The sequence below is a fragment of the Bradyrhizobium murdochi genome (assembly GCF_000472965.1).
GTDB classification, from domain to species: domain Bacteria; phylum Pseudomonadota; class Alphaproteobacteria; order Rhizobiales; family Xanthobacteraceae; genus Bradyrhizobium; species Bradyrhizobium murdochi.
In genome coordinates, this window is record NZ_AXAU01000009.1 from 211,655 (window position 1) to 229,716 (window position 18,062).

At 61.8% G+C, this 18,062-nt stretch carries 14 protein-coding genes and 1 riboswitch; of the genes, 8 read left to right on the plus strand and 6 right to left on the minus strand.

The annotated features are described in order from the left end of the window. Nucleotides 1-15: 15 nt before the first annotated feature. Nucleotides 16-1,368, minus strand: a complete 1,353-nt coding sequence (hemN, locus tag YUO_RS0119120; protein ID WP_028348735.1) for an oxygen-independent coproporphyrinogen III oxidase — start codon at nt 1,366-1,368, stop codon at nt 16-18. Between the two features lie 1,053 nt (nt 1,369-2,421). Here hemN and YUO_RS0119130 point away from each other — a divergent pair. Further along, complete coding sequence (locus tag YUO_RS0119130) at nt 2,422-2,997, plus strand: hypothetical protein (RefSeq protein ID WP_156908680.1); 576 nt, start codon at nt 2,422-2,424, stop codon at nt 2,995-2,997. A gap of 2,096 nt (nt 2,998-5,093) precedes the next feature. On the opposite strand, the gene bluB is transcribed toward YUO_RS0119130, so the two are convergent. From bluB to cobU, 3 genes are all read right to left on the minus strand, one after another. Next, on the minus strand, nt 5,094-5,726 hold the full coding sequence (gene bluB, locus YUO_RS0119145) for a 5,6-dimethylbenzimidazole synthase (RefSeq protein WP_028348737.1): 633 nt from the start codon (nt 5,724-5,726) through the stop codon (nt 5,094-5,096). Then, complete coding sequence (gene cobS / locus YUO_RS0119150; protein WP_028348738.1) at nt 5,726-6,514, minus strand: adenosylcobinamide-GDP ribazoletransferase; 789 nt, start codon at nt 6,512-6,514, stop codon at nt 5,726-5,728. The genes bluB and cobS overlap by 1 nt, the downstream gene beginning before the upstream one ends. Before the next feature lie 72 nt (nt 6,515-6,586). Further along, entirely contained in the window at nt 6,587-7,090 is a 504-nt protein-coding gene (gene cobU / locus YUO_RS0119155) for a bifunctional adenosylcobinamide kinase/adenosylcobinamide-phosphate guanylyltransferase (RefSeq protein WP_028348739.1), read from the minus strand. 130 nt (nt 7,091-7,220) lie between these two features. Between cobU and cbiB the strand changes: the two genes are divergently transcribed. Together cbiB and cobD are read left to right on the plus strand one after the other, a co-directional pair. Then, entirely contained in the window at nt 7,221-8,162 is a 942-nt protein-coding gene (gene cbiB / locus YUO_RS0119160; RefSeq protein ID WP_028348740.1) for an adenosylcobinamide-phosphate synthase CbiB, read from the plus strand. An 11-nt stretch (nt 8,163-8,173) separates the two neighbouring features. After that, nucleotides 8,174-9,139: a threonine-phosphate decarboxylase CobD gene (cobD, locus tag YUO_RS0119165; protein WP_028348741.1), complete on the plus strand. Its 966-nt coding sequence runs from the start codon at nt 8,174-8,176 to the stop codon at nt 9,137-9,139. Nucleotides 9,140-9,149: 10 nt separating this feature from the next. On the opposite strand, the gene YUO_RS0119170 is transcribed toward cobD, so the two are convergent. After that, nucleotides 9,150-10,598: a cobyric acid synthase gene (locus tag YUO_RS0119170; protein ID WP_028348742.1), complete on the minus strand. Its 1,449-nt coding sequence runs from the start codon at nt 10,596-10,598 to the stop codon at nt 9,150-9,152. Between the two features lie 25 nt (nt 10,599-10,623). Continuing rightward, nucleotides 10,624-11,277 carry a cob(I)yrinic acid a,c-diamide adenosyltransferase gene (gene cobO / locus YUO_RS0119175; protein ID WP_028348743.1) on the minus strand — a complete coding sequence of 218 codons (654 nt, stop codon included), beginning with the start codon at nt 11,275-11,277 and terminating at the stop codon, nt 10,624-10,626. A gap of 39 nt (nt 11,278-11,316) precedes the next feature. Further along, nucleotides 11,317-11,533, plus strand: a riboswitch (cobalamin riboswitch). A 90-nt stretch (nt 11,534-11,623) separates the two neighbouring features. On the opposite strand from cobO, the gene YUO_RS0119180 reads away from it, so the two are divergent. The 5 genes from YUO_RS0119180 to YUO_RS0119200 are packed head-to-tail and all read left to right on the plus strand — an operon-like array spanning nt 11,624 to nt 18,060. Then, complete coding sequence (locus YUO_RS0119180) at nt 11,624-11,998, plus strand: DUF1636 family protein (protein WP_028348744.1); 375 nt, start codon at nt 11,624-11,626, stop codon at nt 11,996-11,998. Beyond that, nucleotides 11,995-13,029, plus strand: coding sequence for a cobalamin biosynthesis protein CobW (cobW, locus tag YUO_RS0119185; RefSeq protein ID WP_028348745.1), 1,035 nt, complete (start codon nt 11,995-11,997; stop codon nt 13,027-13,029). Before YUO_RS0119180 ends, cobW begins: the two co-directional genes overlap by 4 nt. Next, the gene (cobN, locus tag YUO_RS0119190) at nt 13,029-16,271 is read left to right on the plus strand and encodes a cobaltochelatase subunit CobN (RefSeq protein WP_028348746.1); all 3,243 of its coding nucleotides are present in this window, start codon (nt 13,029-13,031) and stop codon (nt 16,269-16,271) included. Before cobW ends, cobN begins: the two co-directional genes overlap by 1 nt. Beyond that, nucleotides 16,268-17,431, plus strand: coding sequence for a precorrin-3B synthase (gene cobG, locus YUO_RS0119195; RefSeq protein ID WP_028348747.1), 1,164 nt, complete (start codon nt 16,268-16,270; stop codon nt 17,429-17,431). Before cobN ends, cobG begins: the two co-directional genes overlap by 4 nt. Then, a complete protein-coding gene (locus YUO_RS0119200; protein ID WP_028348748.1) occupies nt 17,431-18,060 on the plus strand; it encodes a precorrin-8X methylmutase in 630 nt (209 codons plus the stop codon). The genes cobG and YUO_RS0119200 overlap by 1 nt, the downstream gene beginning before the upstream one ends. Nucleotides 18,061-18,062 lie beyond the last annotated feature (2 nt).

Consider the following 18,062-nt stretch of genomic DNA (forward strand, 5'->3'; position numbering starts at 1 on the left):
AGGGCCTCTCAGCCTTTAAACCGCGCGACTGTGCACGCCTGTTGACCGCGAAAGGTGCGCATCAAACGCTGAGGCGACGCTACGCACCAGGAATTCCGATCCTTCGCTGACGGTTAGCCGACCTTGAGACATTGTCGCAACTCCGTCGGCTAAAAGCCGGTCCATGCGCGCGCGATCGACGACTGCTGTCCGTAGATCCCGACGATGGATGCGGGATATCTGCTCCAGGTCAACGGTCAAATCGCACATGATCCGCTCGATGATGTCAGCGCGGAAAAGATCATCCTCGGTGAAAGCATAACCCTTCACCGTGGCTAGTCGGCCCTCCGCGATGCGGTTCAAGTAGTCGCGGATGGCCACCACGTTTTGGATAAAGCCGCGTGGCATCCGACCGATCGCGCTCGCCCCGAGGCCGATGAGTGTGTCAGCGCCGTCATCGGTGTAGCCCTGGAAATTGCGCCGCAATCGGCCATCGCGCTGCGCCGTCGCGAGCGCATCGTCTGGGAGCGCGAAATGATCCAATCCGATGCGCACATACCCCGCGTCCTGAAGGGCCTCTGCGATGGTCTCGGACTGAACGTGTCGCTCGACACTGTCAGGTAAGCTCTCCTCCGCGATCTTGCGCTGATGCTTCTTGAATGAGGGGACGTGTGCGTAGCCGAAAACCGAAAGCCGGTCGGGGCGCAATTCGACGCACTTGGCAATGCTGTCTAGACAAGAGCTTACCGTCTGAAAGGGGAGACCATAGAGAAGGTCGAAGTTGATCCCCCGCACACCTGCCCGGCGAAGCCTTTCGACTGCAGCTGCCGTCTGCTCGAAGCTTTGCAATCGATTTATTGTGCGCTGCACTCTTGGGTCGAAGCTCTGAACTCCGAGGCTCGCGCGGGTGACCCCGCAGTATTTAAAAGCTTGCGTCAGGTCATTGGTCAGAGTTCGCGGATCGACCTCAATGGCAATCTCGGCATCCGGAGTTACGAAAAAGATATAGCGCAAGGCGTCAGTGAGATCGACGAGCAGTTGCGGAGCCATGATGGTCGGAGTGCCCCCGCCGAAGTGCAGATGCGCGACCGGCAGGCTTTTCTCTATCGTGTCCGCGACTAGTTGCGCCTCCCGACGCAAAGCTGCGACGAACGCGGCGATCGGCCCGTCGTGCGTGGCCACCGATGTATGGCATCCGCAGTACCAGCACATTGAGCGACAGAAAGGTATGTGAAAATAGAGCGAGACGGGTCGGTGGACCGAAACCGATCTGAGCCAATGCCGATACACCTTCTCGCCGATTGCAGAAGAGAAGTGCGGGGCTGTTGGATAGCTGGTGTACCGGGGGAGCTTGTCTTGCCCGTAGATGTCAGCCAAATCCGATCGCATATGCGAGTTCCCCCCATTCCTAGCCACATAACAGGCTTGGCGCCGACTGGACTTGCGCTGGGTCAACTGGATTCCGATAGCCGGGCGGCTTCGGGCCCCGCTTGCCGCGGAGCTCCACTGCACCCGACCTGCAAAGTCAATTCGCTATGATCGCTAAGCGTGCCGTCCTCATTTATCACCGCAGGCTGCTGATGTGACAGCGCAGCATGATATTGGCGGCATCCATGATGGATGTATGTGAGAGATCTCTCTCTCTCTGGTATCGGAGGCAACCGCTAGTAGAAGGTGAGTGGGACATCAGCGTCGGCACAGTCATGGACTGAAGCATTGCTCGCGTGAGAGCCGAGCACGGTTTCCTTGAGGCGCGAATGCCGGTAGCCGCCGGACGGATTCAACATGGCAGCGCGATCCCAATTGTTGACCCACATCAAAGCCGCCGGCCTTTCTTGCGTTATTTGGCAAAGATGCAGGTCACGAAGACAGGAGAGAGATTGGCATGGCACGCATTGCATTGGATACGGGCAGCATCCGGGGCATCGGCGCCGTAGTTGCCCGGGGACCTGATCCGCGGGCCACCGCGTGGCCGTCACCTGTGCCGGCAACACCACAGCCGCCGGATTGGCAATGCGAAGATCGATATGGTGAGGCTGCAGCGGACGCTGAGCTTCATCGTCTTCTGGTTACCCACGACGTCAAAAGCCTCCATGCGGTCTACGACCGTGTCGCGGCGCTGGTGGACGGCAGGATTGCCGCGCTCGGCCCGCTGCAGTCAGTGCTGGCGTCCGATCACGGCGCGATGATTCCGCCAAAGGCCACGCTTGAGGGAGAGGTGGTTGAGCTTGGCGTTGCTGGAAAAACAAATGACGAGCGCGCTAGATGCTCGAGCATTCCGCTGAACAGGCGCGATCTTAGGTTCGCACCATTCACGACAGACAACGCAAGCGCCCCGAAACGCTCGCAGGAGGTAACTCCGACAGAATCGGCTCGCGCTCGCATCAAGGTAGCACCGCCGACATGGCCCTGCGATAAGGAGCCCGGTGCTGGAGGCGAAAAATGCCGGATCTCAGAGCAAAACAGCCGTTTTCGGCTATCGTCCGGGCCGCGATCAGCGCTCCCGTGCGGTTCTTGATTGCGCATTCGCTTGTAGCGAGGCGGAGAAAGCTAACGTTTGAAATAGAAGAGACGCTGGATCTAACGCGCGAATTGCGAAACGCATTTAAGAGCAGAGAGCTAGGAGTTGGATTCGACGGAGGCACGCTTCGGTCGCTGACCCGCGTCATCACTCGGGTGCGGAACGACGGCAATACGGCTATCGAGGGATTCTCATTTGAGATTGAAATCCCGGGTGAGCATCACAATTGCTTAACATACATTGCAGCGCGCAGTCGCGAGCTGGATCGAGTGGCTTCCATCAGCTTCACTGGGAAAGCGGCCAGTAACAGCATGACCGGCGAGATCAGTGATTCAAAGCCAATGGGCTTGATCGTCAAGGTTATGGTTGGTAGCGTTCTAAACCGAGGGGAAATTATCAATTTGGGAATGTTTTTCGATGGCTCCCCAACCGGTTGTCTGGTGCATTGTCGCATCCCGGATACGAAAATCCGGATACGGAGCAGCGTGCACTTCTAATCGGATTGGACGCTACCGAAAGACCTATTGAAGGTGATCAATCTAGGGAACTGCACTTTTCAGCGCCGCGACGCTCTGGCGCAAGCGCTGCCTCCTGCTCACCCTGAGCGTTACCGCTGCGTCTGGCGAAGGAAGTGGACCTAATCTCGGCGACCACAATGCCGCGGGTCGCCGAGAGCATCGCCATGCATCGGGTGTTTGGCGCCGACATGGATTCGTTCGGCGTCTCCTAAAATGTGCGCGTATACTTCATCGGCGTTCCAATTTGCATTCACCGGAGGACAGGCAGATGTGTGGAAACTTGCAAGGACGTGTCTGTATGACGACCGAAAAAGCCCGACGCACTTTGCAAGAGAGGACCAAGAGGTGCGTCGGGCTGCAACCTTAAGGTTGCGGGCATCGGCACGGGTGACCATCCGCGTCCACGCCCAACATCATCTTTGCAAATGACGTGCCGCTCGAAGGCTGCCGATGATGTGCGTCTTGTCGGCCCGGGGCACGGCCGCGCGATATTCTTGGATTGAGAATAGTGTCGCAATTACCACATTGCTGAGTGAGACTTTGTCCGCCATCAAACAATCTGCGCCATGATGAGCCGGTGCCTCGCCGTTTGGGAGCCATGTCCGTGCAAGCCTTGCTGATTACCTTCGCCGCACCAGCCGTTGGCCAACGCGCCCCCTCAGCGGTCCGTAAAAGTAGCGCAAGCCTCGCAGCGGGTCTTGCAGGTGGGAAAAGCGCCAAGGCCGCGTAAAGAAGTCGGCCACCGCGAGGTCTTGATAGAATAGATTGCTATGTGGCCAGAGCTTACGCCGGGTCATCAGAGCGTCCGGCACGAACGACGCGACTTAGATTAAGGCCGCTGAACGCATGTCTTTATGTATCAACAGTATAGATGTATCCCATCAAAACAATCGATTTCACCAATTTTACGGAATACTGCATAGAAAAAGCGCATAGGCTGGTGCAGATGGCGCGCACACTCGGCGGATTTTCGTCGTGGATGACGATCAATCGATGGGTGAAGCATTGACTGACAGCCTCTTTTCCGTGGGTTTATCTCAGAAGCATGATCTTTGGCGACCGTCCTAAGATTACGTGAAGGGAAGAACTGATGCCGTTGTTGATCTTGCCGCGAGCGTTGGGCCGAATTCCCTGAAGAGAGCAGAAGGAAGCGAAACCAGATTTCTTTGGAACGGATATCGGCCTTCCCGTGGCTAAAGTTAACGGCGAATGCCCTCGCCGTAAATGAACCGTCGGCACCCTCCCTCTGCCGACGGAAGCTGGTGCGATGTGTAGCAGCGTCGCTCCTCCCAGACTGACTTCGGCCCGGCCGCCGAAAGGCGGCCGGGCATTTTTTACTATGGCGAGTATTGAGCGCCGGCTTGCAGATCTTGCATTTGATCTAACTCACACCCATAAATTCAGTGGTTGGCCGCGTCCTCGCACCAATCCATCGCTAAGTCAGAACGGCCCATCGGATTAGTTGATGTCTGTTCGGCCTATTACTTCGCAACGATACTGGGCCGGCAGAAAAGCGTTTTGAAGGACAGGCATGGCATTACCAGTTGTGGCCTCGCATAGCTGAAGTGGCGACCGGTATTATTCTTTCCCGTCGAATTGCGAGCACATTGATCGATCATCGTGCGAGCGTACTCTGTAGATGGCTGTGGGTGCCTTCTCACGCGCTCTACCCATCATTGCTGGGCGATCGATGTCGGTTAGCGCCTAGCTTTAAGCGCGAGGCCAACCGGTTTCGGCGGCAGCCAGCAACAGGGGCAGCATCGATCGCGCCGATCCGGGGCCTCAACCCGAACGAGTTTCTCGCTTCTTAGCTGCGCACGGAGTATTGCGAGCGAACACAGACGTCCGGAACGGGAAATTCTCCCTCTCTCTGGAAAAACATCGCAGTCCGGGTCTGCAGTGCCAAACAAACCAGTGTGGGGCCAATATCTAGCCGAGAGAAATCTAACGTTGCCCTTCGGCCAATCGCCAGGTCGTTAGCATCATGATGCATCGCGACCGGCATCCTGGTTGGTTGACCTACACGACGTTGACGCGCGACGAAAGCTCCGGATGGAAACTTGAAATTCTGGGCGCTAGCGTCGAGTGGTAAATTCCTTTGCCGATCGCCGATATTCCCAGTTGGCGCGCTCAAGCTCGGGTCGATCAAACTCTTTCTGGGGATAGCCGACGCAGAGATAGCCGATGAACTTCCAGGTCTCCGGCACTTCAAGAACCTCGCGGATGCGAGCCGGGTTAAGGATCGATACCCAGCCAAGTCCGATGCCGTCGGCACGTGCGGCGAGCCACATGCAGCAGATGGCGGCGGCGACGGAGTATTCGACCGTATCCGGCATGGTTGCACGTCCGAGGCGGTGCCCCATATCGTTCGTTTTGTCCGCAAACACGGCCAGGTGACCCGGGGCCTCTTCGAGGCCGGCGAGCTTGAGGCTCGCGTACCGCGCCGCGCGTTCGCCTGAATAAGAATGCAACGCATCGGCGTTGCAGGCACTGAAATCCTCGACCACGGCACTGCGCCTTGCGCTGTCTTCGACGATCACGAACCGCCAAGGCTGGCTCAAGCCGACCGACGGGGAAAGGCAGGCGATCTCAATCAGCCGCTCCATGGCGCCGCTCGGCAGAGGATCGGGACGAAAGCGCCGCACGTCGCGGCGCCACACGAAGAGCTCGCGCAGTTGCCGGCGAAAGGCTTCATCGAAAGCGACCATCAGGGTCCTGGTTCCGTGTGGAGGAGGGCGGCTGTCATCAGCAAAACCACGATCTCGCCAATCTGTTCGAACGCACCCAATATATCACCTGTCTGTCCGCCGACCTGCCTTGTGGCAAGCCATGCCAGCACCAACCCGGCCAGTGAGAGCAAAATCACTCCGATCATCGCCTTGCTTGGCCCGGCACCGAAAACAAGGCAAAGAGCCCCGAGAGCAAATGCAATGGCGGCGCTTCGCCCCGGCGGCCGTCCGGCTCGGGCCGAAAGCCCATCCGATCGCGCTGGCGGAATCAGCCACATGAAGGCGGGCATGCCGGCGCGCGCCGCCGCATGTGCAACTGAAAGCGCCGCCGCAATTGACTTTGGCTCGGCGATCGTTTCGAGCGCGCTCCATCGCAAGATGAGCGATGCGATGAGCGCGCACGCACCGTATGTACCGATTCGGCTGTCGCGCATGATCTCGAGCTTGCGCTCGCGCGTCCGGCCGCCGCCGAGCCCGTCGGCGGTATCGGCAAGGCCGTCCTCGTGCATCGCGCCGGTGACGAGAACCGTGGCCGCCAGCGCCAGCATGGCTGCAGGGCTTGGCGTCAAGCCCACCTCACATGCGATCCAGTAGACCGCCGCACCGGCAAAGCCAACCAGCAATCCTGCCACTGGCAACGCCCAGCTCGCGCGGGCAACATCGCCATCGCCGACCGGCGTCGCCGGCCCAAGAGGCAGAAGCGTGGAGAGCGAAATGGCGATTCTCAGGTCAGCGACGATGCCCCTGAGAAGCTCGGAATGATACATGTGTCTTCAGCCCTCGAACCGTCAACTCGCTCGCGCTCACTCCACGACGCGTCGCTTCCGCCAAGCGCGGCATTACTTCAGCTTCATCGGCAATCCTGCCACGACGAATTCGACCTCATCCGCAACGGATGCAATCGTCTGGTTCAGGATACCCGCTGCGTCACGAAACGCGCGCGCCAGGGCATTGTCCGGCACGATACCGAACCCGACCTCGTTCGTGACGATGATGACCGGGCTGCGCTGGCGGGCAAGCGTGTCAGCGAGTAGCGAAGCCTCATGCGACCAGTTGCGTTCCGCGTGGAGCAGGTTCGAAAGCCACAGCGTTAGGCAATCGACCAGCCTTGCGCCACCGCCATCGGTTTCGATCAAGGCCTGCACGAGATCGAGCGGAACCTCGCGCTCGATCCAGTCCTTTCCTCGCCGCGCGCGATGCTTCGCTATTCGCTCGCCCATTTCCTCATCGAGCGCCTCTGCCGTGGCGATATAGACGGGCTGTTCCGGAAAAGCGCGGGTGCGGACTTCTGCGCGTAAGCTTTTGCCGGATCGGGCGCCGCCCGTGATGAGTATGATGGCCATGACGTCCTCCAGTTAAGGCCAGCACTAATCACCAATTCTCGACAAAGACAAAGGTGAAATCACGCGATATGGGGCTTGCCTTGATACCGAATTCTTGTGCATCAGGGCCAGGCACGACGGGAGATGATGCGTGGTCTTTGCGGGAGCGATGGCGGTGGCAATGACGGTGGACGCCCTGTTGGGCTGGCCCAACGCGCTGTTCGTCCGCATTGGTCATCCCGTCACCTGGCTCGGGAGGCTCATCAACATTCTCGACATCAGCTTCAACCGGCCCATCGATCCGCCTGCAGTTAGGCGGATCGCTGGCGCAGCCGTGGCGCTTTTCGTGATTGGAGTTTCGGCCGGAATTGGATGGGCGGTTCAGGCCGCGCTCGCCTTTGAATGGAGCCGCATCGTCCTCTTGGGAATTCTCGCATGGCCCCTGGTCGCGCTGCGTTCGCTCTATGATCATGTCGCCGCCATTGCGAACCCCTTGCAATCCGGTGATATCGCAGCCGCGCGTGCCGCGGTCGCGCACATCGTGGGACGCGATCCCACAGCTCTTGATGAGGCGGGCATTGCGCGCGCAGCCATCGAGAGCCTGGCCGAGAATGCTTCCGACGGCATTGTGGCGCCCGTGTTCTGGGGAACGTTGTTCGGGCTGCCCGGCATTGTCGGCTACAAGGCAATCAATACGCTCGACTCCATGATCGGCCATCGCACGCCGCGTCACGAATCCTTCGGTTGGGCCGCCGCGCGCATCGACGATCTCGCCAATTTCGTACCGGCGCGCCTCACAGGCTTTTTGTTTGTAGTGCTGGCGACGCGGCCTTCGAATGCGTTGTCTTGCATGGCGAGGGATGCGCGCCGCCACCGCTCGATCAATGCCGGCTGGCCGGAAGCAGCCATGGCCGGCGCGCTCGGCGTGCGGCTCAGCGGGCCGCGCATCTATCACGGTGACACCGCCAACGAACCTTGGCTCAACGAGGGAGCGCGCGATCCGTTCGCTGCGGACATCCGGCAAGGATTGAAGCTCTACGTCCGCGCCATGGTTCTTTTGGCCGGTGCGCTTGCGATTCTGGCCTTCGCGTGACGGAGAGGGCAATGCTCGAGCATGGTGGAAATCTCGATCTCGCCGTTCGCCGCTTCGGCGGGCGTGCGCAGGACTGGATCGACCTCTCAACCGGGATCAATCGGCAGCCTTATCCGATGGGTGAGGTCGAGCTTAGGTACTGGAGCGCGCTACCTTCGCGATCAGATATCGCGTCCCTCCACCAAGCTGCCCGAGAGGCCTACGCTACCCGGGCGCCACTCGTGGCGCTTACTGGCGCACAAGCGGCCATCCAATTGTTGCCGAATCTTTCATCGCACGGCTGCGCGCGAATTCTTGCGCCGACCTACAACGAGTACGCGGCGGTTCTTTCAGCCGCAGCCTGGGACGTGGCCGAAGTTTCCGAACTCGAAGGGCTGGCGGGAGCGGATCTTGCCGTGGTCGTCAATCCCAATAATCCAGATGGTCGGCGCCATAATCCGACCGAATTGGTGGCGCTCTTGCCGAAGGTCGGTCGGCTGTTGGTTGACGAGAGCTTCGTCGATGCCGTCTCCGGCCTGTCGTTGGCACCGGAGGCGGGACGGTCAGGGCTGTTGGTCCTGCGCTCGTTCGGAAAGTTTTACGGGCTTGCCGGACTGCGGCTCGGTTTCGTGCTCGGCAGCGAGGCTGACGTCGCGGCGCTGGCGGCGATGGTGGGTCCGTGGCCGATTTCCGGCGGAGCGATTGCGATCGGACGGCGCGCCTTGCTCGATCGCGAGTGGACAAAGGCAACCGCGACGCGTCTGGCGCGCGATTGCCTCCGGCTGGATGCCGAGGTGCGATCGCAGGGCTGGCAACAGGTCGGCGGCACGCCGCTGTTCCGGCTCTATGAGACCGGGGACGCGCAGGCTGCGCAGGAGAAGCTCGCGCGCGGCCAGATATGGTCGCGTGTTTTTGAGCAAAAGCCGGGATGGCTCAGGGTGGGCTTGCCGGGTAACGGGGCGGAATGGTCGCGGCTTGCTGCCGCGCTCTCGCGTTGATCAATAATACTCAGCGCGCGAGCGCAAGCAGCCCATTTACATCGAGATGGTTGTCGATGTGATCGGCAAGCGCATCGAGCGCGCTCTCCACCCTGGCGCGGTACTGCTGGTCTGCGGCCGGAATGTCCAGTTGCGCGAGAAATGCGCTGCGGAAACTGTCTGAAGCAAACAGGCCGTGCAGGTAGCTACCGTACACGCGTCCGTCGCTGGAAACTGCGCCTTCCGGCGCGCTGCCAACCAAAGCAAATGGCCGTGCACGGTCCGGCCCGTCGGTATGCCCAATGTGAATCTCGTAAGCCTCGATCGGCCGGTCCGTCGCGGCATGGACCGCCGCAACGCGCGTGAGAGTCTTTTGTGGCGTCATCACCGTCGTCACGTCGAGGAGTCCGAGGCCGGGCGTTTCTCCCGCCGGTCCCTCGATTCCTGTCGGATCCGCCACACTGCGTCCGAGCATCTGGTAACCGCCGCAGACGCCGAGCACATGGCCGCCGCGACGATGATGCGCGAGAAGATCGATGTCCCAGCCCTGCGCGCGCAGGAAGGTGAGGTCGCCGCGTGTCGACTTCGAGCCGGGAAGGATCACGAGTTTTGCATCGCCCGGGATTGCCTCTCCAGGCCGGACCATCACAAGGTCGACATCAGGCTCGAGCTTCAGCGGATCGAGGTCGTCAAAGTTCGCGATCCGCGACAGCACGAGAAAGGCAATCTTGCCCTTGCCTACCTTGCGGGCGTCAGCAAGCCCCAGCGCATCTTCAGCCGGAAGCTCGCTAGCGCGGGCGAAATAGGGGAGAACCCCAAACCCCCGCCAGGATGTGCGTGCTTCTATCAGCCGGTAGCCGTTGTCAAACAGCGTCGGATCGCCGCGGAACTTGTTGATGACGAAGCCGCGGATCATGGCCGCATCGTCGGCATCCAGCACAGTCTTAATGCCGACGAGCTGCGCTATCACACCGCCGCGATCGATGTCGCCGACCAGCACGACTGGCACGTCGGCCTTGCGGGCAAAACCCATATTGGCGATATCGGCGCTCCTCAGATTAACTTCGGCTGGGCTGCCGGCGCCCTCGACCAGAACAAGATCGGCACGATCCTTCAGGCGTCCGAAACTTTCGAGGACCGGCTCCATCAGCGATGACTTCATCGCAGCGTACGCGCGGGCTCGCAGCGTCGCCACGCGCCGTCCCTGCACGATGATCTGGGCGCCAACATCTGTTTCCGGCTTGAGCAGGACGGGATTCATGTCGGTGTGCGGCTCGACACATGCGGCCTGCGCCTGCAATGCCTGCGCGCGTCCGATCTCGCCACCGTCGATTGTCACGGCCGCATTGTTCGACATGTTCTGCGGCTTGAAGGGCAGCACCCGATAGCCGCGCCGGGTCGCGGCGCGCGCAAGGCCGGCGACGATGAGCGACTTGCCCACGTCCGATCCCGCACCTTGGATCATCAATGTGCGCGCCATCGAATCGGATTCCGCGGTTGATCCGTCAGTACTCGACGCCGGGCTGCGCCTTGATGCCGGATCGGAAGGGATGCTTCACGAGCGTCATCTCTGTGACGAGGTCGGCGGCATCGATCAATTCCTGCCTGGCATTGCGCCCCGTGAGGACGACATGCGTCATCGGCGGCTTTGAATTCTTCAGGAACTCGACCACCTCTCCGATCTCCAGATAGTCGTAGCGAAGCGCAATGTTGATCTCGTCGAGAACGACCATGCGCAAGGCTTCATCGGCGATCAGCTGCTTGGCCTTTTCCCATGCGGCGCGCGCCGCGGCGATGTCCCGGGCGCGGTCCTGTGTTTCCCAGGTGAAGCCTTCACCCATCGCGTGGAATTGGCATAATTCACCAAAATGTCCGGTCAGCAGGCGGCGCTCGCCAGTTTCCCACGCACCCTTGATGAATTGCACGACCGCGCAGGGAAAGCCATGCGCGACGCACCGCATGATCATGCCGAAAGCCGAGGAGGATTTTCCCTTGCCCGCACCGGTGTGGACGAGGACGAGACCCTTCTCGCCGCTCTTGGCGGCCATCATCCGGTCGCGCGCTGCTTTTTTCTTCGCCATTTTGTCCGCATGACGGGCGTCCAGCGAGGCTTCGGAGGTCACGGTTTCATCCTCAGCGGCATCAGGTTCGGAAGTCATCGGCACGCTCCTTTGGCTTGACAAGTTGCACGCTTGGGCAAATGGTGGGGTGGCGTTGGTTCCTGTCCTACGACAGGCGAAGAGGGAATGCGATAGGGGTCTAGCCTTGAAAGCTTGAGCCTGAAACGCAGCCGCCCCCGCGACCGTGACCGGAGAGATCTTCAAGAGCCACTGACCCGTCAGGGTTGGGAAGGCGGAGATCGAAGGGAAAACCTGCTCCGCAAGCCGGGAGACCTGCCAGCGCAGAGACTTGAGACCGGCGGACGGGGTGCTCCGCGACGGCAACGAACCCTTATGTCTATGGTTCGTGCGCCTCATCGCCTCCGCCAAAACGTTGAGGAGGGCGATGACCGTCACGCTTCATGTCTGCATCACCTGCCGTGCCGGCCAATCCTTGAGGGAAGGCGAGACCGCGCCGGGCGCGCGTCTGCATAGCGCCATCCTTCAGGCTGGCGTGCCCGAAGGCGTCAGCGTCGTTCCGGTCGAGTGCCTGTCCGCCTGCAGCCAGGGCTGCTCGATTGCTCTCAGCGCGCCGCGACGCTGGTCCTATGTCTACGGACGCCTATCCGATGCAAACGCGCCGGACGTAGTTGCTGGAGCTGCGGCCTATGCGGCGGCGCCCGACGGCATCGTGCCGTGGCGCAGCCGGCCGGAGATCTTCCGCAAACAATCGCTTGCCCGCATTCCACCCATCACCATCCTGCCGGAGCCCGCAGAATGAACACGCTCGCCAAGGTTCCGGTCACGGTCGTCACCGGCTTTCTCGGTTCGGGCAAGACGACGCTGATCCAGCACCTGATCGCCAACGCGAATGGCAAGAAGCTTGCGGTGCTCGTCAACGAGTTCGGCAGCGAGGGCGTGGACGGAGAGATCCTGAAATCCTGCGCGGATGTCAATTGTCCCGCCGAGAACATCGTCGAGCTCGCCAATGGCTGCATCTGCTGCACGGTGGCCGATGACTTCATTCCCGCCATGGAGCAGCTGCTCTCGCGCCGCGTGAAGCCCGACCATATCCTGATCGAGACATCGGGATTGGCCTTGCCAAAGCCGTTGCTCAAGGCGTTCGATTGGCCGGAGATCCGCTCGCGGATCACCGTCGACGGCGTGATTGCGCTTGCGGATGCCGAGGCTGTGGCGGCCGGCCGCTTTGCGCCAGACCCCGTCGCGGTGGAAGCACAGCGTGCGGCCGATGAAAACCTCGATCACGAGACGCCGCTGTCGGAAGTGTTCGAGGATCAGATCGCGTGCGCGGATATCGTGCTGCTCACCAAGGCGGACCTTGCCGGCGTTGAAGGACTTGAAGCGGCCAAGGCGGCGATCGTCGCCGAAATGCCGCGTCGCGTGCCGATGCTGCCGGTCGTCGACGGCGCGGTCGATGCGCGTATCATCCTTGGTCTCGAAGCGGCGGCAGAGGACGATCTCGCTGCGCGCCCGTCGCACCACGACGGCGAGGACGAGCACGAACACAACGATTTTGCCTCCGTTGTCGTCGAACTCCCGGAAGTTGCCGATATCGAAGCGCTGGTCGCATCGATCCAGCGACTTGCGCGTGAGCAGAATGTGCTGCGCGCTAAGGGATATATCGCAATTGCGGGCAGGCCGATGCGATTGTTGCTGCAATCAGTTGGCGAGCGGGTGCGGTATCAGTTCGATATGGCTTGGGGCACGCGGCCGAGGCGATCGAAGCTGGTTCTGATTGGTGAACACGACGATATCGACGAGGCTGCCATCAGGATGGGACTTGGTGTTTGATGCACGTCGTGTTTCGCGAGAGCCGCGGTCTTGAGGAGACCGCGATCCCTAGGGATCTCGGCCAGGACCCGGCCGACCTTGTCGTGCTCTCGTTCTCGGACAGCGATCTCGCCGCGTTCGCGTCCGGCTGGCAGCGTGGGCGTACTTGCCTGCCGTCGCTGAGGCTCGCGAACCTTGCGGAACTGCGTCATCCGCTTTCGGTCGATACCTATATCGAGCGGACGCTATCGCATGCGCGCGGCGTACTGGTGCGTCTGATCGGTGGCGAGTCCTACTGGCCATATGGACTGGCTGCCCTGCATCAATTGGCCAAGGACCGCGACATCGCGCTTGCGGTGCTGCCAGGTGATGGTCGCGACGACCCGCGGCTGAATGCGCTCTCAACAGTGCCTACCTTGACGCTCGGACGGCTAAAGGCCTTGTGCGACAAGGGCGGAGCAATGGCGGCGCAGGCTGCAATCGCCCAGCTCGCACTAGCCTCGGGCCTTTATGCGGGGGCTGTAGCCGGCGAGATCGAAATATCCGAGATCGGTTTTTATGATCCGGCTCGTGGCGCAATCGCGGCGCTGCCAAATTGCGACCGGCGGCCGCGCGCGCTCGTCACCTTCTATCGCTCCTATCTCACCGCGGCAGATACCCTCCCGGTCGACGCGCTGATCACAGCACTGCGGCAAACGGGTTTTGATGCCTATGGCGTATTCGTCACATCGCTAAAGGCCGCCGGTGTAGCGGACTGGCTGAAGGGGCAGTTCGAGCAATGCCCGCCTGCAGTGATCGTCAATGCAACCGCCTTCTCTGCGGCCGCCGACGGCACGACGCCTTTCGATGCCGCCTCCTGTCCGGTGTTCCAGGTTGCGTTGTCGACGGCCCGGCGCGAGGATTGGGCGGAGTCGCTTCGCGGTCTCTCGCCGGCCGATCTGGCGATGCATGTAGCGTTGCCGGAGATTGACGGCCGGCTATTTGCGGGCGTGGTCAGCTTCAAGTCGGCGGGTGAGCGCGATCCCGATCTGCAATTTGCGCATCTGGCGCACAGGCCTGACGACGAACGTGTCGGTTCGGTCGTGGATCGGGTGGTAGCTTGGCACAGGCTCGCGGGCAAGCCGGCTGGCGTGAAGCGGCTGGCGATTGTGCTCTCGAACTATCCGGGCCGTCCGCACCAGCTCGCGCATGCGGTTGGGCTCGACGCGCTCGCTTCGGTCGAAACGCTGCTGTCCGATCTCGAAGCTGCTGGTTACGACGTGAAAGCGGCGGGAGCGTTCGGTGAAACTCTCCAGCGGGAGGAATTGACCTTTAGCGTCGCGGATTACCGCACGGCGCTGGCGAGGCTTCCGCGCCCGTTACAGGATGACCTTGCGCGCGCCTGGGGCGCGCCGCAGAACGATCCCGCCTGTCGTGGTGGCGAATTTCATTTCGCAGTGATCCAATGTGGCAAGGCGATTATCGCCGTTCAGCCTGAACGCAGTGACGTTACCAATCGTGACGCCGAGTATCATGATCTTTCCCGCACGCCTCGCCACGCCTATGTCGCATTCTATCTTTGGCTCAGGCAGCAAAAGGTCGACGCGGTCGTCCATATGGGCGCTCACGGAACGCTAGAATGGCTGCCCGGCAAGTCCGTGGCGCTGTCCGCTGCCTGTTGGCCTGAAGCGCTGATCGGCGACATGCCCGTGATCTATCCCTTCATTGTCAATGATCCCGGCGAGGCCGCGCAGGCCAAGCGGCGCATCGGCGCTGTCACGATAGGGCATTTGCCGCCACCATTGGCTCGGGCGGCGTTGCCTCAAGGCCTGCGCCGGCTCGAGCAACTGCTCGATGAATATTCGACGGCCGATGGTCTCGATCCCGCGCGCCGCCAGCGCCTAATCGCGTCGATTCGCGATGAAGCGCGTGCCGCGGGACTGGAAGAGGATCTCGGGCTTGGCGCCTCGGCTGCGGCGGCTGAGGCAATTCCCCGGATCGATCGCTTCGTCTGCGACCTCAAGGAAAGCCAGTTCGGCGATGGCCTGCATGTGTTCGGCCGCGGGGCTTGCGGCGAGGCGGAGAAGGGCGCGCTGCTTGACGCTCTCTCTGGTAGGCGCGTTGCTGCGGGGCCGGCAGGCTCGCCCTATCGCGGGCGGCGCGATGTGCTGCCGACCGGACGCAATCTGTTCGCCGTCGATCCCCGCGCAGTGCCGACACCGTCCGCGCATGTACAGGGGATCAAGCTCGCCGAGGAATTGCTGCGCCGTCACCTGCAGGATCACGGCGACTGGCCGAGGGGGCTGCTGGTTGATCTCTGGGGATCATCCACCATGCGCACCGCAGGCGAGGATTTCGCGATGGCCCTGCACCTGGCAGGCATCGCGCCGCGCTGGGACCACGGATCGGGCCGCGTGTCGGGTTATGAGATCATCGCACCAGCGGCTCTTGGTCGGCCGCGCATCGACGTGACGCTTCGCGTGTCGGGACTGTTTCGCGACGTCTTTTCATCTCTTGCGCAATTGTTCGAGGCGGCAACGGAAGCGCTTTCTGAACGCGACGAGGAGGGCGAGGAAAATCCCTATCGTCATCGCGCGGCGCGTGTGTTTGGACCCCGGCCGGGGCAGTACGGTGTCGGTATGGCATCGATGCCGGATGTCTTCACGGCGACGACGCGCGAGGCGGCCGGTGAAGCCTGGCTGTCGGCTTCGTCCTGGGCATTCGCGTCCGACGGCACGATGCGGCCTGATCGTACAGGTATCGAGGCAAGGCTCGTCGCCGCTAATGCCTTTGTCCATGTGCAGGACCTGCCGGAAACGGATCTGCTGCTCGCCGCAGACTATGCCGTGCATGAGGCGGGCCTTGCGGCCGCGGCGGCGCGCCTGGGCGCGGCCACACCATCGCTCTACCACCTCGACGCGACACATCCCGATCAGCCGCGTGCTCGCTCGTTGACCGAGGAAATCTCGCGCGTCGTGCGTGCGCGTGCGGCCAACCAAAAATGGATCGCCGGCATGATGCGCCACGGCTTTCGGGGCGCGGCGGAAATCGCTGCCACGCTAGAGCATATGGCCAGCTTTGCACATCTTGCCGATGCGGTACCCACGCATCTCTTCGATCTCTATTACGACGCGACGCTTGGCAGCGACAACGTGCGAACTTTCATGGCGCGCGAGAATCCGGCGGCGCTCGCGGCGATCGAGGCTTGCTTCACCCGTTTGCATCAAGCTTCGCTCTGGAGGACACGGCGCAATTCGATCGCGGCTGCGCTGGAGGCCTCATGAGCGCCGTTGCGATCAAGGGCTGGTGTCCCGGCGCCTTACGGCCGATGCTGTCGGGGGATGGGCTTGTGGTTCGCATCCGGCCGCACGGTGGCCGGCTCGATGCGAAGCAGGCAGCGGGAATTGCGGTGCTGGCCGAGTGCTACGGCAACGGCCTGATCGATCTGACCAGCCGGGCCAACCTGCAAATCAGGGGTGTCAGTGATCAAGGTCATCGGCCCTTGATCGAGGAACTATCACGGTTGCACTTGCTCGATCCCGATCCGGACTCGGAAGCGCGGCGCAACATCCTTGTCACGCCCTTCTGGAGCGAAAGTGACGATACCTGTTTTCTCGCAGCAGAACTTGAACACGGGCTTGTGATGGGACCGCCCAGCCTGCCGACCAAATTCGGCTTCGCCGTTGATTGCAGCACAGAGCCCGTGCTGGCCGGCGCCTCCGCCGACATCCGCATCGAGCGCAGCATCGCGGGAGAGCTGATCGTGCGTGCCGACGGTGCGGAGCATGGGCGTCCCGTCTCGCGGACAGAAGCGGTAGGCGTTGCGCTCGCGCTTGCCGAGTGGTTCGTCGATTCGGGCGGAGCCAGGGAGGGCAGAGGGCGAATGAGAGCGCATGTCGGGGCTGGCGCAAAACTGCCCGACGCGCTTCGTGGCAACGTCAAGCCGGCTTGCATGACCGCGGAGCCGCATCCCGGACTTTATCCGCAAGGCGCGATGGTCGCTGCGGCTTTCGGACAGCTGACACATGCCGCGCTCAGCCATCTTGCCGGATGCTCGCAAGGATTAAGGATGACGCCCTGGCGTATGATTGTGGCGGAAGAATTGCGCGAAATGCCCCAATGCGAGGGCCTCGTCACCCAAGCGGACGATCCCATCCTGCGCGTCGTCGCCTGCAGCGGTGCGCCCGCCTGCTGTGAGGCGCATTCCGATACTCGTGCACTTGCAGCGGCGCTTGCGCCGCATATTGCCGCGGACGAGAGGCTTCACGTCTCTGGCTGTGCCAAAGGCTGTGCCCATTTGGGGGCTGCCGCGCTCACGCTTGTTGCGACCCGCGAGGGATTTGATGTCATCCGCAGCGGCTCAACGCGGGATACGCCTAGCCAGCGTGGAGTAAGCGCAGGCCGAATAATCGCGGATCCTTCCGTTCTGACGGGAGCGCACTGATGCCGCACGTCTATGAAACCGATGGTGCGGCGATCTACCGTCAATCCTTCGCCACCATCCGTGCCGAGGCGGACCTTGAGCGCTTTTCGGCCGACGAGGAGCCGGTCGTCGTTCGCATGATCCATGCCGCTGGCATGGTCAGTCTCGAATCCTGCATCCGCTTCACGCCTGGCATGGCGCGCATCGCGCGCGCTGCGCTTCAGAACGCCGCGCCTATCCTCTGCGACGCACGCATGGTGTCGGAGGGAATTACGCGTGCGCGCCTGCCGGCCGGCAACGCCATCATCTGTACGCTTGACGATCCCGCGGTTCCCTCCCTCGCGCAATCCATGCGCAATACCCGCTCAGCCGCGGCACTGGAATTGTGGAGGCCGCATCTGGACGGCGCGATCGTCGCTATCGGCAATGCGCCGACCGCGCTATTTCACCTGCTCAACATGCTAGAGGATCGCAACTGTCCAAGACCTGCAGCGATCATAGGTTGTCCGGTCGGCTTTGTCGGCGCGGCTGAAGCCAAGGTTGCGCTGATGGCTGACCAGCCTGCGCCGGCGCTGACGGTCGAGGGGCGCCTTGGCGGCTCGGCAATCACGGTGGCCGCCGTGAACGCGCTGGCGAGCCGGAACGAATAGCC

Coding starts and splice junctions, on each gene's coding strand:
- YUO_RS0119130 (WP_156908680.1), top strand. CDS start 2,422: ATGCCGGATCTCAGAGCAAAACAGCCGTTTTCGGCTATCGTCCGGGCC.
- cobO (WP_028348743.1), bottom strand. CDS start 11,277: ATGACTTCCGAACCTGATGCCGCTGAGGATGAAACCGTGACCTCCGAA.
- cobN (WP_028348746.1), top strand. CDS start 13,029: ATGCACGTCGTGTTTCGCGAGAGCCGCGGTCTTGAGGAGACCGCGATC.
- YUO_RS0119180 (WP_028348744.1), top strand. CDS start 11,624: ATGACCGTCACGCTTCATGTCTGCATCACCTGCCGTGCCGGCCAATCC.
- cobW (WP_028348745.1), top strand. CDS start 11,995: ATGAACACGCTCGCCAAGGTTCCGGTCACGGTCGTCACCGGCTTTCTC.
- YUO_RS0119200 (WP_028348748.1), top strand. CDS start 17,431: ATGCCGCACGTCTATGAAACCGATGGTGCGGCGATCTACCGTCAATCC.
- cobD (WP_028348741.1), top strand. CDS start 8,174: ATGCTCGAGCATGGTGGAAATCTCGATCTCGCCGTTCGCCGCTTCGGC.
- cobS (WP_028348738.1), bottom strand. CDS start 6,514: ATGTATCATTCCGAGCTTCTCAGGGGCATCGTCGCTGACCTGAGAATC.
- hemN (WP_028348735.1), bottom strand. CDS start 1,368: ATGCGATCGGATTTGGCTGACATCTACGGGCAAGACAAGCTCCCCCGG.
- YUO_RS0119170 (WP_028348742.1), bottom strand. CDS start 10,598: ATGGCGCGCACATTGATGATCCAAGGTGCGGGATCGGACGTGGGCAAG.
- cobG (WP_028348747.1), top strand. CDS start 16,268: ATGAGCGCCGTTGCGATCAAGGGCTGGTGTCCCGGCGCCTTACGGCCG.
- bluB (WP_028348737.1), bottom strand. CDS start 5,726: ATGGTCGCTTTCGATGAAGCCTTTCGCCGGCAACTGCGCGAGCTCTTC.
- cobU (WP_028348739.1), bottom strand. CDS start 7,090: ATGGCCATCATACTCATCACGGGCGGCGCCCGATCCGGCAAAAGCTTA.